Origin of the sequence: Kitasatospora sp. NPDC051914 (assembly GCF_040680995.1) — a bacterium.
Lineage (GTDB): Bacteria > Actinomycetota > Actinomycetes > Streptomycetales > Streptomycetaceae > Kitasatospora.
Map to the genome: position 1 here is coordinate 23273 of NZ_JBFAXX010000072.1, position 14438 is coordinate 37710.

Annotated in this window: 11 protein-coding genes; 5 read left to right on the top strand and 6 right to left on the bottom strand. The window is 73.3% G+C overall.

Features of this window, described 5'->3' with window-relative positions:
- Window positions 1-145 precede the first annotated feature (145 nt).
- Together AB0M03_RS33680 and AB0M03_RS33685 are read left to right on the top strand one after the other, a co-directional pair.
- The gene (locus tag AB0M03_RS33680; protein WP_363498863.1) at window positions 146-1909 is read left to right on the top strand and encodes an LCP family protein; all 1764 of its coding nucleotides are present in this window, start codon (window positions 146-148) and stop codon (window positions 1907-1909) included.
- 320 nt (window positions 1910-2229) lie between these two features.
- On the top strand, window positions 2230-3696 hold the full coding sequence (locus AB0M03_RS33685) for an LCP family protein (protein ID WP_363498866.1): 1467 nt from the start codon (window positions 2230-2232) through the stop codon (window positions 3694-3696).
- A 7-nt stretch (window positions 3697-3703) separates the two neighbouring features.
- On the opposite strand, the gene AB0M03_RS33690 is transcribed toward AB0M03_RS33685, so the two are convergent.
- Window positions 3704-4378 (bottom strand): acyltransferase, encoded by a 675-nt coding sequence (locus tag AB0M03_RS33690; protein ID WP_363498869.1) that lies wholly within the window; start codon window positions 4376-4378, stop codon window positions 3704-3706.
- Between the two features lie 130 nt (window positions 4379-4508).
- Window positions 4509-5549 carry a glycosyltransferase family 2 protein gene (locus AB0M03_RS33695; protein ID WP_363498872.1) on the bottom strand — a complete coding sequence of 347 codons (1041 nt, stop codon included), beginning with the start codon at window positions 5547-5549 and terminating at the stop codon, window positions 4509-4511.
- 537 nt (window positions 5550-6086) lie between these two features.
- Between AB0M03_RS33695 and AB0M03_RS33700 the strand changes: the two genes are divergently transcribed.
- Window positions 6087-7448 (top strand): LCP family protein, encoded by a 1362-nt coding sequence (locus tag AB0M03_RS33700; protein WP_363498875.1) that lies wholly within the window; start codon window positions 6087-6089, stop codon window positions 7446-7448.
- 334 nt (window positions 7449-7782) lie between these two features.
- Here AB0M03_RS33700 and AB0M03_RS33705 read toward each other — a convergent pair whose 3' ends face one another.
- From AB0M03_RS33705 to ssuE, 3 genes are all read right to left on the bottom strand, one after another.
- On the bottom strand, window positions 7783-10308 hold the full coding sequence (locus tag AB0M03_RS33705) for an FtsX-like permease family protein (protein WP_363498878.1): 2526 nt from the start codon (window positions 10306-10308) through the stop codon (window positions 7783-7785).
- Between the two features lie 65 nt (window positions 10309-10373).
- Entirely contained in the window at window positions 10374-11162 is a 789-nt protein-coding gene (locus AB0M03_RS33710) for an ABC transporter ATP-binding protein (protein ID WP_363498881.1), read from the bottom strand.
- A gap of 250 nt (window positions 11163-11412) precedes the next feature.
- Window positions 11413-11970: an NADPH-dependent FMN reductase gene (ssuE, locus tag AB0M03_RS33715; RefSeq protein WP_363498884.1), complete on the bottom strand. Its 558-nt coding sequence runs from the start codon at window positions 11968-11970 to the stop codon at window positions 11413-11415.
- A gap of 379 nt (window positions 11971-12349) precedes the next feature.
- Between ssuE and AB0M03_RS33720 the strand changes: the two genes are divergently transcribed.
- Window positions 12350-13711 (top strand): LCP family protein, encoded by a 1362-nt coding sequence (locus tag AB0M03_RS33720; RefSeq protein WP_363498887.1) that lies wholly within the window; start codon window positions 12350-12352, stop codon window positions 13709-13711.
- Window positions 13712-13827: 116 nt separating this feature from the next.
- Window positions 13828-14325 (top strand): hypothetical protein, encoded by a 498-nt coding sequence (locus AB0M03_RS33725; protein ID WP_363498890.1) that lies wholly within the window; start codon window positions 13828-13830, stop codon window positions 14323-14325.
- Window positions 14326-14344: 19 nt separating this feature from the next.
- On the opposite strand, the gene AB0M03_RS33730 is transcribed toward AB0M03_RS33725, so the two are convergent.
- On the bottom strand, window positions 14345-14438 hold a 94-nt coding region (locus tag AB0M03_RS33730), incomplete at its 5' end, for an acyl-CoA dehydrogenase family protein (RefSeq protein ID WP_132919430.1).

Consider the following 14438-nt stretch of genomic DNA (forward strand, 5'->3'; position numbering starts at 1 on the left):
CGCCACGGAGCGCCCGCGCACCGGACTCCCCCTTCGGGGCCGTCCGAACGCGCGGGCGTTCCGCGTCGTCCGGCGGTTCACCAGGGCGGGTCACATCCGTCCGATGAGCGCGGAACGGCGTACGGGCTCCTCTAGGGTGACCGGGATGAACAGCGGACAGCGGCGTCCGAGCACTGCTCCGGACGCCTTCCCCCGCGCGGCCGACCCGACCGGTCCGCGGCCCGACGAAGCGATCCAGGCCTCCGTCCCGGGGCGCCGCAGGAGAGCCGCGGGCGGCGCGGGCGGGCACCCCGCCGACGACGCCCGCACGGGCGGGCGGGCGGAGCGGCGGCGCGGCCGCAGGTCCGCCGAGCGCGGCCGGCGGGCCGCCCGCTGGGCGGGAATCGCCACCGCCCTGGCCCTGGTCGTCGGCTGCGGCGGCGCGTACTACGCGTACCGGCACATCAACGGGAACATCACCTCGGTGGACGTCCACGTCGGCGCGGAGAGCGACCGGCCGCAGGCCATCGACGGCGCGGTCAACCTCCTGGTGATCGGCACCGACAGCCGGGTGGGCCTGGGCCGCGAGTACGGCGACGAGGGCAGCACCGGGCACGCCGACACCACGCTGCTGTTCCACGTCTCCCGGGACCGCAGCAATGCCACGGTGCTCAGCATCCCGCGCGACCTGATGGTGCAGATCCCCGAGTGCCGTACCGGGGGCAAGCGGATCCCCGGGAAGCGGCGGGCGATGTTCAACGCGAGCCTCGGCGAGGAGGGCCGCGACCCGGGCTGCACCTGGACGACCGTCGAGAAGCTGACGGGCATTCGGGTCGACCACTTCATGATGGTGGACTTCGACGCGGTCAAGACGCTCTCCACCGCCGTCGGCGGTGTCGAGGTCTGCGCGGCCAAGGACATCGACGACCCGGACTCACAGTTGCGGATGGCCAAGGGCCGGCACGTGGTGCAGGGCGAGGAGGCACTGGCCTTCGTCCGCACCCGGCACGCCGTCGGACTCGGCGGCGACCTCACCCGCATCCCCCTCCAGCAGCAGTTCCTCGGCTCGATGATCCGCAAGATCAAGAGCAGTGGCACCCTGACCAGCCCCGCCAAGCTCTGGCACCTCGCCGACGCCGCGACCAGGGCGCTCACCGTCGACTCCGGCATCCACGACGTCCGGCGGCTCAAGGACCTCGCGCTCGACCTCGGCACGGTCGACACCCGGCACATCACCTTCACCACCGTGCCGGTGGTCGACGACCCGCGCAACAGGGGCCGGCTCGCCCTGCGCCAGCCGGACGCCGCCCAGCTCTTCTCGCTGATCGCGGCCGACCGGCCGCTGGACTCCCCCGCACCCGCCGCGGACGCCTCGGGGAACGACACCGGGGCGTCCGCCGGGGCCGCCGCGTCCTCCGCGGCCGTTGACCGCACCCCGGGCGGCCCGCGCTCCACCACCACCCCGGCGAGCCGCGCGTCCGGCCACCCGGGCATCGGCCCGCTGGTGGACCCGGCCGAGGTCGACGTGATCGTCCGCAACGGCAGCGGTGTCGGGCAGCAGGCCGGTCGGGCGACCGCCGAACTCCAGGCGCAGGGCTTCAGCCGGGCCACCGTGGGCGGGAACGCGCAGGCCGCCGCCGCCAGTTCGATCGGCTACCCGGCCGGGCGGGCCGAGGAGGCCGCGGCCCTCGCCGCCGCACTGGGGCTGCCTGCCGACTCCGTCCGGCAGAGCGCCTCGCTCGGTACCGGGGACGGCCTGGTCGTGGTGCTCGGACGCGACTACGACCCCGCGGCCGGCGACCCGTCGGGAGCGGGCACGGCGGCCGTCGGCGGAACTGCCGCCGCGGTGTCGCCGTCTCCCCCGCCGGCCGTACCGCCGAAGAACCTGCAGCGGCTCCAGGCCGATGACAGCGATGTGTGCGCGAAGTAGCCGCGTCGTCGACCCAGTGTCATTTCCCTTTCTCTCGCGGTCAGTTCTGTAACCTTTCCGCCGCCCCGCGCGTCTTGTCTGTAGACCGACCGGCCAGGGGGAGACCGGGCCGAGCCGGCACGGAGGCGCCTCCGTGCCGCATGCCCGCCGGACGGTCCGGCATCGCCCCACCGGCCGACCGGCCACCGGGGCAGGAGACTGGGCGGACCACGATGACGAGCGTTGAGCCGATACCGGGCGGCCGGGCAGCGGCCCGCAGGACCCGGCAGGAGGGCGCGGGGGGCCGGCGCAGGCCGGGTAGGCGCCGCTGGCTGCGCATCGTGGCCATCACCACCGGGGCCACCCTGGTGGCGGGGTGCGGCGCAGGCTACCTGTACTACCGGCACCTCAACGGCAACATCCAGGCCGGCACCAAGAACCTGACGGACGAGCAGGGCGCCCGCACCGCACCTGACGCCAAGGGCCGGACCCCGCTCAACATCCTGATGATCGGCACCGACAGCCGCGGCTCCTCCGAGAACGTGGCGCTCGGCGGCTCGGCCGACGAGGCGTCCCGCCCCGGTCTGGCCGACGTCCAGATGCTGCTGCACGTCTCCGCCGACCGCACCAACGCCTCGATGATCAGCATCCCGCGCGACACCATGGTGACGATCCCGACCTGCCACGACGACAACGGCAAGACCTACAAGTCGACCACGCACACCCCGATCAACGAGGCGCTGGCCCGCGGTGGACCGGGCTGCGTCCTCGGCACCTGGATCAGCCTGACCGGCCTCGACATCGACCACTACATGATGGTCGACTTCGGCGGTGTCGTCCGGATGGCCGACGCCATCGGCGGCGTGCCCGTCTGCGTGGACCGCAACATGTGGGACCGCTACCGCCCCGGCCACGGCGGCACCGACCTCAAGCTGGACAAGGGCGTCCACCGGGTCCAGGGCGAGAACGCCCTCAAGTGGCTGCGCACCCGCGACGCCTGGGGCTCCGACCTCGGCCGCACCAAGGCGCAGCACATGTACCTCAGCTCCATGATCCGCGAGCTGAAGTCCAGCGGACGGCTGAGCGACCCCGGGCAGCTGATGTCGCTCGCCGAGGCTGCCACCAAGTCGCTCAGCGTCGACAAGGGCATCGCCGACCTGAAGAAGCTGTACGACCTCGGCAACGACCTGAAGCAGGTACCCACCGAGCGGACGACGACACTGACCGTCCCGGTGATCGCCGATCCGCAGAACCCCACGGCCAAGCTGCTCCTCAAGCAGCCCGACGTGCAGCAGATCTGGAAGATGCTGCTCGCGGACACCCCGCTGGACGACAAGGGCGCGGCCGCGGCACCGTCCGCCTCCCCCACGCCTTCCGCCACGCCCTCGCCGGCGGCCGGTGCCGACGCGCCCGCGAAGGGCACGATCGCGGTGACCGTCCAGAACGGCACCGGGGTCACCAACCGGGCGGCCGACATCAAGAAGGCCCTGGTGGCGGCCGGATTCACCAAGGCGGGGACGGCGCCCGGCGGCGGCACCCGGGACACCACGAAGCTCACCTACGGCGCGGGCCAGCAGGCGAAGGCGCAGGCGGTGGCCGCCGCGCTCGGCCTGCCGGCGAGCGCCCTGGCGGAGTCCGGCACGTCCACCACGCTGAGCCTGGTGATCGGGGCGGACTGGAAGAGCGGCACCACGTTCACCGCGGCCCCGGCGCCCACCGCGCTGCCGACCTCCGTCGACGCCGAGACCTCGGACAACGACAAGAACTGCATGACCGTCCTCCCACAGAACGGCCGGTACACCTACTGACGGACGCTCAGGCGGACGGCCTGCTGTCACCGTTCTCCGCGAGCGGTGACAGCAGGCCGTCCGCCTCGGCGTACCGCTCGCCGGTGCGCGGGCAGCGCCACAGGCCCTCGCCGGCCGGCTCCAGCGGCTCGCCGGCCCGGCCGACCCACTTGATCCGGCGGGCCGGCACCCCGGCCACCAGGGCGAAGTCCGGGACGTCCCGGTGCACGACCGCACCGGCCGCGACCAGGGCCCAGCGGCCGACCGTCACCCCGGCGACCAGCACCGCGCGGCCGCCGATCGAGCACCCCTGCCGGAGCGTCACGCCGCGCGCCTGCCAGTCGTCGCCGCGCTTCAGCCGCCCCTCGGGGTCGACCGAGCGCGGGTACAGGTCGTTGGTCAGCACCGCGGCCGGGCCGACGAACACGCCGTCCTCGACCACCGCGGGCTCGTACACCAGCGCGTGGTTCTGCAGCTTGACCCGGTCGCCCAGGCGCACGCCCGGGCCGACGTACGCGCCGCGGCCGATGATGCACTCGGCGCCGATCTCGGCGTGCTCGCGCACCTGGGCGAGGTGCCAGACGGTGCTGCCCCTGCCGATCACGGCCCGCCCGTCCACGTCGGCGCTCGGTTCGATCCGCACGTCCGGGCGGTGCTCGGCGGCGGCCGCCGTGCGGCCGGGCTCCTCCTCGGTGATCCCCATGGCGCCGAAGATAGCGCCGGGCAGCGGGCCGAGGGGGCGTTTCACCCGGACCGGGGAGGCGTTTCACCCGGACCGGGGAGGCGTTTCACCCGGACCGGGGAGGCGCCTCCCAGCGGACCGGGTGCGGGCGTCAGGCCGTCTCGGTGCGCGGCGTCATCGGCTCGGGCCGCTTGCTGGCGATCACCCGGCGGGCGAGCTTGCGCGGCGAGGTGAGGAAGCCGAAGCCCCAGCTCATGTGCATGGTCGCCAGGGCGACCGGCAGCTGCAGCCTGGCCCGGGCGGACAGCCCGCGGCCCTCGACCACCGAACCGCCCAGGATGCCCAGCGCGTAGCCGCCCGGGACGACCAGGAAGACCGGGTGCAGCGCCGCACCGAGCACCAGGCCGGCCAGGCAGGCCAGCAGGGCGGCCGGCGGGGCCAGGTAGCGGAGGTTCACCGAGCCGCGGTGGTAGCGGGTCACCACCCGGCGCCAGCGGCCGTAGTCCTTGTACTGCTTCGCCAGCGCCCGCACGCTCGGCCGCGGCCGGTAGGTGACCCGCAGCTGCGGGGTGAACCAGATCAGCCCGCCGTCCTGGCGGATGCGGTAGTTCAGCTCCCAGTCCTGGGCGCGGATGAACTCCTCGTTGTAGCCGCCCTGCCGTTCCAGCACCTCGCGGCGGAAGACGCCCAGGTACACGGTGTCGGCCGCGCCGGCCAGACCGCCGGTGTGGAAGGCCGCGTTGCCGACCCCTATCTTCGAGGTCATGGCGGCGGCGACCGCCTTCTCCCACTCGGTCTCGCCCTCGGCGTGCATGATGCCGCCGACGTTGGCCGCCTCCATCTCGCCGAGCAGCCGGACGGCGGTGTCGACGTAGCCCGGCGTCAGCAGACCGTGCCCGTCGACCCGTACCACGATCGGGTGACGCGAGCCGCGGATCGCGGCGTTCAGCCCGGCCGGGGTGCGGCCCGTGGGGTTGGGCACCGTACGGACCCGCGGGTCCTCGGCGACCAGCTCGGCGGCGATCTCGTCGGTCCGGTCGGTGGACGGTCCGAGCGCGATCACCACCTCGAGATCGCCGGCGTACTCCTGTTCCAGGATGTGCCGGACGGCGGTGCGCAGGTGACGTTCCTCGTTGAGCACCGGCATGATCACGGAGACCGCCGGCAGCTCCTCAGCAGCCTTGGTGTTCATTGCGCCCCACGGTACCGGCGCGGCCCCGGCGATGTCAGACGAGGGTCCTCCGGCAGCCCCCGGCGCGCGCCCGGGCCCGTGCGACGGAACGTTTCGCCGACCCGGGTGACCGGCGGCGCGCCGCGGCACGGGCGGACTCGCGGCGGGCCTACCATCCCGAAGATGCCCTCCTCGCGCCGTCCAGGACCACCGCCGCCCCGCCGCGCGCGGGGGCGGTCCGGCGGGCACGGCGGGCCTTCTCCGGGAAGCGGCCGCGGGCAGGGCGGGGCCGGGCGCAGCAGTGGTGCAGGGCACGGCGGCGGTGCAGGCCGCGGCGGCATCGGGCGGCAGGGCGGCGGGCGCGGCGGCGGCGGGCGCGACGGCGGCGGGCGCGGCGGTCCTCCCCCGGCAGCGGGAGGACGGCGGCGCAGGCCCGGGGCGGGGACGGGGACGGGCGCGAAGACCGGATTACGGCGGCGCTGGGGGCGGTGGGCGGCCGGTGCGCTCTCGCTGGCCGTCCTGGCCACCTCCTGTACCGGGTGGGTGGTGCTACACGGGGTGGGCGACGCGATCCAGCGGGTCGACGCCATCGGCGGCGGCGACCGCCCCGCCGACGAGGGGCTCACCACCTTCCTGGTGGTCGGCACGGACGAGCGCGAGGGCATCCCGGAGAACACCCTCAAGGACGTGCTGCACGCGGGCGGCGAGTCGTGCCACTGCACCGACACCCTGATGATCGTCCAGCTCGCCGGGAACGGCGGCCGGGCGACGGTGGTGAGCATCCCCCGCGACTCGTACGTCGAGATCCCCGCCCACCAGGACCCGGCCACCCGCCGGCAGGCGCCGGCCGCCAAGGGCAAGATCAACGCGGCCTACGGGATGGGCGGGGCGCCGCTCACCGTCCGCACGGTGGAGCAGAACACCGGCCTGCGGATCGACCACTACCTGCAGATCAACTTCCTCGGTTTCGTCAGTGCGGTGGACGCCCTCGGCGGGGTCGAGGTGTGCACCGCCAAGCCGCTGAAGGACCCGTACTCGGGGCTGGACCTGCCCGCCGGCACCAGCAGGCTGGACGGCGCCGGGGCGCTGAAGTACGTGCGCGCCCGGCACGTGGACGGCAGCTCCGACCTGGGGCGGATGCGCCGACAGCAGAGGTTCGTCGCCCAGCTCCTGCACCAGGCCACCTCCCACGACGTGCTGCTCGACCCGGCCCGCCTCGGCTCGGTGCTCGACAGCACCCTGAAGTCGGTCAAGGCCGACAAGGGCCTGTCCACCGGCGCGCTGCTCGACTTCGCCGCCCGGCTGAAGGACCTGTCGGCCGGTGCCGCGGACTTCGCCACCGTGCCGGTGGCCGACGTCGACCATCCGGTGCCCGGCTGGGGGTCGACGGTGCTGTGGGACACCAAGGCGGCGAAGGCGCTGTTCGACACCGTCCGGCAGGGCAGGCCGCTGATCGAGCACTCCGCACCGGCGCCCTCTGCCTCCCCCGGCCCCGCGTCGGGGGCGGGGGAGGCAGAGGCCGGAGGCGTCCCCGCCGGCCAGATCCGGGTCCAGGTGCTGAACGGCACCGGCACGACCGGGCTCGGCTTCAAGGTCGACGAGGAGCTGCGCCGGGCGGGCTTCGCCACCACCGGTACCCCGTCCAACGCGGACACGGCCGCCGCCCGCACGGCCGTCCGCTACGACCCGCGCTGGGACGAGTCGGCCAAGACCCTCTCCGGCTCCCTCCCGGGTGCCGAACTCGTCCCGGTACCCGGCCTCGGCGCCACCCTCCAGGTCGTGGTCGGCCCCGACTACCGCGGGCCGGGCGCACCCTCGGTCGCACCGTCTCCGGCCGCACCTGCGGGCACCGCCCCGGCCTCTGCGCCCGCCTCCCCGGCGGTGGCCGCCGAGAGCGGGAGCGAGATCAGCTGCCGCTGAGCCCCGGCACGTCGGGTGCTGCAGGAAGTACCGGCCCACGGCGAACAGGACGAGAGCGGTGACCGGGAGCCGGTTCGACAACAGCTGCGGTCGGCCGACGCGGAGGCGATCCCGGCCATGGCGACTACGAAGCCGCCGGGGTTGAGGCGATGGCCGAATCCCCTGCAGGGAGCGTCCCTGACATCCGGCGGCGGTGGCCGGGGCGGTTGCGGCACGGTGGCCGGGGACGCCGGAGGGGCCGGGCGCTCGGCCCGGCCCCTCCGTTCCGCGGGTCCCCCGCCGGTACCGCGGCTTCCCGCTCGGGGGCGAGCGGCCCCCGTCGGTCGTGGTTCGGTCAGTCGGTGGCGATGGCCGCCAGGATGTTCATCCGGCCGGCACGGAAGGCCGGGAGGAGGGCGGCCAGCAGGCCGACCACTGCGGAGGCCACCAGGATCGCGACGATGGTGCCGGTCGGGACGGTCAGGGTGTCCAGGCCCTGGGTGGCGAGCACCTTGCGGGAGGTGATGCCCCAGGAGAGGCCGAGGCCGGTGCCGAGCAGGGCGCCGAAGACGGCGATCACCACGGACTCCAGCCGGACCATCCGGCGCAGCTGACGGCGGGACAGGCCGATCGCCCGCAGCAGGCCGATCTCGCGGGTCCGCTCGACCACCGAGAGGGCCAGGGTGTTGACGACACCGAGGACGGCGACCACGATCGCCAGGCCGAGCAGACCGTAGACCATGTAGAGCAGCTGGTTGACCTGCTGCTGGATCAGGTCCTTGTAGCCGGCCTGGTCCCGGACGCTGATCTGCGGGTAGGCCTCCAGGGACTTCTGCAGGGCGGTCAGGGTCTGGCCGGGGTCGGCGCCGGGCGCGGCCTTGCCGTACAGCTGGATGCTGGTGGGCAGGTCCTTCTCCGGGACGACCTTGGTGACGGTGTCGGTGTTGACGATGTAGGCGCCGGAGAACAGCGACTCGCCGGAGTCGATGATCTGGCCGACGGGCAGCGACTGGTTGCGGCCCTTGCCGTAGTCCACCTTGACCTGGTCGCCGACCTTGACCTGGTGCTTGGTGGCCCAGTCCTGGGGGACGGCGATGCCTCCGTCGAAGGCGGCGGTGACGCTGCCGGCGGCGGTCTTGAGGCGGAAGTCCTCGGTGAACGTCCGGGTGGCGGCGATCAGCTCGGTCTGGGTGGTGGCACCGTCCGGAGCGGTGATGATCGCGGGCACCTCCTTGGCCTCGGTGAGGTGGGCGAGGCCCGGGGTGGCCTTGGCGGCGGAGACCATGGCCGGGGTCAGGACGGCGCCCATCCCCTGGCCGGCGACGATGTAGTCGGCGCCGACCGACTTGTCGATCTGGGCGTTGGCCGAGCTGACCATCGAGGAGGTCACCACGGAGGCGCCGGTGACCAGTGCGAGGCCGATCATCAGGGCGGCGGCGGTGGCGCCGGTGCGGCGCGGGTTGCGCATCGCGTTGCGCTGGGCGAGCTTGCCGGAGGGGCCGAACAGGGCCGGCAGGAAGGCGCCCAGCACCCGGATGATGCCGGTGGCGAGCAGCGGGCCGATGATCACGAAGCCGACCAGGCTGAGCACGACGCCGAGGCCGAGCCACTGGCCGCCGGTGGCGGCCTTGTCGGCGCCCGCGGCGGCGGCCAGGCCCGCCGCGCCGAGACCGGTGACGACCATGCCGACGACGGCGCGGATGCGGTTGGCGGAGGCCTCGGCCGGGGTGCCGTGGTCGCGCAGGGCGGCCATCGGGGAGATCCGGCCGGCCCGGCGGGCCGGGAACCAGGCGGCGAGCAGGGTGATCAGCACGCCGACCGCGTAGGAGGCGACGGGGACCGTCCAGGTGATGTCCAGCGAGGAGGCGTCGAGGTTCATCCCGGCGGCCTTCATCAGCTGGATCAGCAGGGTGGCGATGCCGAGGCCGGCGGCCAGTCCGAGGGTGGAGCCGAGCACGCCGAGGATCAGCGCCTCGACCATCACCGAGCGGTTGACCTGCTTGCGGCTGCCGCCGATGGCGCGGAGCAGGCCGATCTCGCGGGTGCGCTGGGCGACCAGCATGGAGAAGGTGTTGATGATCAGGAAGCCGCCGACCAGCAGGGAGATGCCGGCGAAGCCGAGCATGGCGTACTTCATGAAGTTGAGGAAGGAGCCGACGTCCTTGGCGTTCTCGGCCTTCTGCTCGGCGGCGGTCTTGGCCTCGAAGCCGCTGCCGAGGACGGAGAGGGCCTGCTGCTTGAGCTGGTCGTTGCTGCGGCTGCCGTCGCCGAACAGGTCGACGGTGGTGAAGGCGGTGGTGCCGAGGAGGTCCTGCTGGGCGGTGGGGGTGTCCATGAAGGCCAGCGCCGCACCGGGGTTGGTCGTCCGGAAGGTGACGATGCCGGAGATGGTGAAGTCGTAGTTGCCGCTCTTGGTGATGACGCGCAGCGGGCTGCCGAGCCCGAGCTTGGCCTTCTCGGCGGTGTCGGCGTCGAGCATGATCTGGCCGGCGCCCTTGGGGGCGCTGCCGGAGGTGATGTCGACGGAGTTGCGCGGGGTCTCGACCCAGTTGCCGGTGAGCGTGGGCGCACCGGAGGTGGGGCCGATGGCCTTGTTGGTCTTCGGGTCGACCAGGACCGCGCTCTGGACCATGACCTGGCCGAGGGCGGTCTTCACACCGGGCAGGCCGGAGAGCTTCTGCACGGTGTCGACCGGGACGGTGGTGGCCGCGCCGCCCTCCTGCTCGCCGGCGGTGAGGTCGTCCTTGGCCTGGCTGACCGACAGGTCGGAGGCGGTGGAGGCGAAGAGCCGGTCGAAGGTGCTGGTGGCGGTGTTGGAGAAGACGAGCGTGCCGGACACGAAGGCCACGGACAGCACGACGGCGATCAGAGAGAGGACCATTCGCCCCTTGTGGGCGAAGAAGCTCCGTAGGGAGGTCTTGAGCATCATCGGTGTCGGCCCCCGGCTCAGCTGGTGCGCTTGCCGTCGAAGCGGCGCATGCGCTCGAGGACGGAATCGGCGGTCGGGGCCTGCATCTCGTCGACGATCCGGCCGTCGGCGAGGAAGAGCACGCGGTCCGCGTAGCCGGCGGCGACCGGGTCGTGGGTGACCATGACGATGGTCTGGCCCAGCTCGTCGACCGAGCGGCGCAGGAAGGTGAGCACCTCGGCGCCGGAGCGGGAGTCCAGGTTGCCGGTGGGCTCGTCGCCGAAGATGATCTCGGGGCGGGCGGCGAGGGCGCGGGCGACCGCGACGCGCTGCTGCTGGCCGCCGGAGAGCTGGGTCGGCCGGTGCTTGAGGCGCTCGGCGAGGCCGACCGTCTCGATGACCTGGTCGAGCCAGGCGGCGTCGGGCTTACGGCCGGCGATGTCCATCGGCAGCGTGATGTTCTCCAGCGCGTTCAGCGTGGGGAGCAGGTTGAACGCCTGGAAGATGAAGCCGATCTTGTCCCGGCGGAGCCGGGTGAGCTGCTTGTCCTTGAGGCCGGTGATCTCGGCGTCGCCGATCCAGATGCGCCCCTCGCTGACCGTGTCCAGGCCGGCCAGGCAGTGCATCAGGGTCGACTTGCCGGAGCCCGAGGGGCCCATGATCGCGGTGAACCGCCCGCGGTGGATGTCCACGTCGACGGCGTCGAGGGCCGTGACCCGGGTCTCCCCGGCGCCGTAGGCCTTGGTCACCTGGCGTGCGGACGCGGCAACGTCGCCCTGCCCGCCGGGCAGCTGGTGGTCATGCACGGCTTTGGCTGCCGTCGTCACTGGGATCTCCTCGGTACGTCGTCCACCCGTCGCCCCACAGCCTCGCTGCTGCCACCCGTCCTGCGACATGGTGCAGACAGCCGTCTTGATGGTGGGGCCAGCACCACCCCCGTATGGGTGCGGGCTGTAGGAACCACGTTAGGAGCGGGCGGTGGCCGTCTCGTCCTCCGCCGGGAGGAAGCGGGTTGACCGGGAGATGTACGGGGTGCGGCCCGCCTCCCCCTAGGGGACCGCACCCCTGGTACCAGGGTCAGCCGGCGACCGCGGCGAACTCCCCGGTCCGGACCAGTGCCGAGGCGAAGGTGTCGACCACCGGGCCGAGCAGCACGTCGGTCTCCCGCTCGATCTCGGTGGTGCCGTCCTCGCGCACGGACACGTGCCGGTCGAGGACGAACCAGCCCTGGGTGATGTGGGCGGCCCCCATCGAGCTGAGCACCGGGCGCAGCGCGTAGTCGACGGCGAGGACGTGGGCGGTGGAGCCGCCGGTGGCGAGCGGCAGCACCGCCTTGCCGCGCAGCGCGTACTGCGGGAGCAGGTCGAGGAGGGTCTTGAGCAATCCTGAGTAGGCGGCCTTGTAGACGGGGGTGCCGATGACGATGCCGTCGGCCTCGGCGAAGAGCTCGATCGCGCGGGCGATCTCCGGGTGGGAGGTGTCGGCGGAGAGCAGGGCCTCGGCGGGCAGGGCGCGGGCCTCGAAGGGCACCACGTCGTGGCCGTGGGCGGCGAGCCGGGCGTCGACGTGGCGCAGCAGCCGCGTGGTGCGGGAGGTGCGGGAGGGGGAGCCGGAGACGGACAGGACGGTGGCCATGGGGTTCACCTCGGGTCGTGGCGGGCCGCTCGGGCGGGGTCGGGGCCCGGAGGGGTACGCGGAATGCGTGGAAGCGGTGCAACGCGGCGCGCACCGCCGCGGGGCGGTGCGGTGCGGGGGATGCGGGATGCGGGCGAGCGGTCAGCCACGACACAGCGAGCGGGCCACACGCAGCAGGTCGACGTGCCGCCGACGCGTGAGAATCCATCGCTGTTCCATGCCGATGATGCAAGCACGGGCCGTTTCGGCCGGTCAAGGTTGGTTCCAGCAGGTGAACATTCCGCTGATACGTCCGTGCCGTGCATCAAATCGGATACAAGGGGCTCCCGGACGGGGGCCGGGCAACTGCGCCGTGCCGGTTTCGGGCATCCTCTCCCACATGAACACGTGGCAGGAGGACCGCCCGGGGGGCGGGGGCGCGTACGGTCAGGGCGACGGCGGGTACCGCCAGGGCGGTGCGGCTGCCGAGCCGCCGCTGCCGCCGGAGCTCAACCCGCGCGGCGCCGGTGCGGGCACGCCGGGCGGCGCCCAGGGTGGCCGGGGGGCGTACGGGGGTGCCACCGTCCCGCCGCAGCAGGGCCACGGTCAGCCGCAGCAGGGCCACGGTCAGGCCCGGCCTCCGCAGGGCTACGGCCAGGCGCAGCAGCCGGCCCCCGGCCGGCCGGCCGGTCCGGCGGGCCCGGGCGGGCCGGGCGGCCCCGGTGGGCCCGGCGGTCCGGGACCCGCCGCGCCCACGACGCCGTCGAGCTGGCCGCGCAGCCGGAAGATCAAGGTGGGTGCGCTGGCCCTGGTCGGTGCGCTGCTGGTGACCGGCATCGGCACCTACGTGTGGGCCGACTCCAAGCTCAACCACGAGAACGTGCTGGCCTCGTACGAGGGCCGCCCGCCGGCCGGCCAGGGCACCAACTGGCTGATCGTCGGCTCGGACAGCCGGCAGGGCCTGTCGGACGCGGACGAGGACGCACTGCACACCGGCTCCGCGCAGGGCAAGCGCAGCGACTCGATGATGCTGCTGCACATCGGCGACAACGGGAACACCCTGATGTCGATCCCGCGCGACTCCTGGGTGACGATCCCCGCGCACCAGGACACCAGTGGCAGCGGCAAGAAGATCCCGGAGGCCAAGTCGAAGATCAACGCGGCCTTCGCCCGCGGCGGCGGCCGGCTCCTGGTGCAGACCGTGGAGTTCAACACGGGCGTGCACATCGACCACTACGCGGAGATCGGCTTCGCCGGCTTCGTCGGGATCGTCGACTCGGTCGGCGGTGTGGACATGTGCATCGAGAAGGACGTGAAGGACCGGGACTCCGGCCTGGACCTGAAGGCGGGCTGCCAGACGCTGAGCGGCAAGGAGTCGCTCGCGTTCGTCCGCCAGCGGCACCAGATGGCCGACCAGGACCTCGGCCGGATGCGCAACCAGCAGAAGTTCCTGAGCGCGCTGGCGAGCCAGGCGGCCTCCCCGGTGACGCTGCTCAACCCGTTCACCTTCTACCCGATGGTGAGCTCGGGCCTGGGCACGCTGATCGTGGACGAGGACGCGGGTCTGACCGACCTGGGGTCGCTGTTCCTGGCTATGAAGGGCGTCTCCGGCGGCGACGGCAAGAGCATCACGGTGCCGATCGGCAACCCGGACTTCCGCACCCAGTCCGGCGAGTCGGCGGTGAAGTGGGACGCGGCCAAGTCCAAGCAGGTCTTCGACGCGTTCAAGAACGACACCCCGGTGCCGGACCTGAAGAAGTAGCCGGCCGGGAACGTCACAGGCGCGTGCGCGGGGCCGTGCGCCGTCCACCGGACGGTGCGCGGCCCCGCGCGCCGGTTTCCGGCACGCTGTGCGTCCGCTCCGTCACAATGTGCCGCATGTCTCTGGTGACGTCCCTGATCTACCGCCGCCGCCGTCCGCTGCTGGGCCGCCTCGTCCAGGAGGTCCTCGCGCTGTACGGGATGGAGGTGCCGGCCGCGGTCGAGATCGGGCCGGGGCTGAAGGTCTTCCACCGCGGCTTCGGCACCGTGCTGCACCCGTACACCACGATCGGTGCCGATGTGACGCTGTACAACGGGGTCACCGTCGGCCGGGCCGACCCGTGGGTGCCGCAGGAGCGGAGCGCGATGCGGCGGGTGGTGCTGGAGGACGGCGTGGTGGTCTGCGCCGGCGCGAAGATCGTCTGCAAGGAGGGCGTGCTGACGGTCGGCGCGGGGACGATCGTCGGGGCGAACGCGGTGCTGACCCGATCCACCGGGCGGGGCGAGGTCTGGGCGGGCGTCCCGGCCCGGTGCGTCGGCCTGCGGGAGGAGCCCCGCACGCACGGGGCCCCCGGCCGGGCGAGCGGCTCGCTCGCCCCGCGGGGGGCCTCCTGAGGCTCGGCGCGACTCGCGGTTACGGGAGGTTGCGGGCCATGACGATGCGCTGGACCTGGTTGGTGCCCTCGTAGATCTGGGTGATCTTGGCGTCGCGCATCATCCGCTCGACC

Excerpts from the sequence above, each read along its gene's own strand:
- AB0M03_RS33680 (WP_363498863.1), top strand. The coding sequence starts at position 146 with ATGAACAGCGGACAGCGGCGTCCGAGCACTGCTCCGGACGCCTTCCCC.
- AB0M03_RS33690 (WP_363498869.1), bottom strand. The coding sequence starts at position 4,378 with ATGGGGATCACCGAGGAGGAGCCCGGCCGCACGGCGGCCGCCGCCGAG.
- AB0M03_RS33695 (WP_363498872.1), bottom strand. The coding sequence starts at position 5,549 with ATGAACACCAAGGCTGCTGAGGAGCTGCCGGCGGTCTCCGTGATCATG.
- AB0M03_RS33705 (WP_363498878.1), bottom strand. The coding sequence starts at position 10,308 with ATGGTCCTCTCTCTGATCGCCGTCGTGCTGTCCGTGGCCTTCGTGTCC.
- ssuE (WP_363498884.1), bottom strand. The coding sequence starts at position 11,970 with ATGGCCACCGTCCTGTCCGTCTCCGGCTCCCCCTCCCGCACCTCCCGC.
- AB0M03_RS33720 (WP_363498887.1), top strand. The coding sequence starts at position 12,350 with ATGAACACGTGGCAGGAGGACCGCCCGGGGGGCGGGGGCGCGTACGGT.
- AB0M03_RS33725 (WP_363498890.1), top strand. The coding sequence starts at position 13,828 with ATGTCTCTGGTGACGTCCCTGATCTACCGCCGCCGCCGTCCGCTGCTG.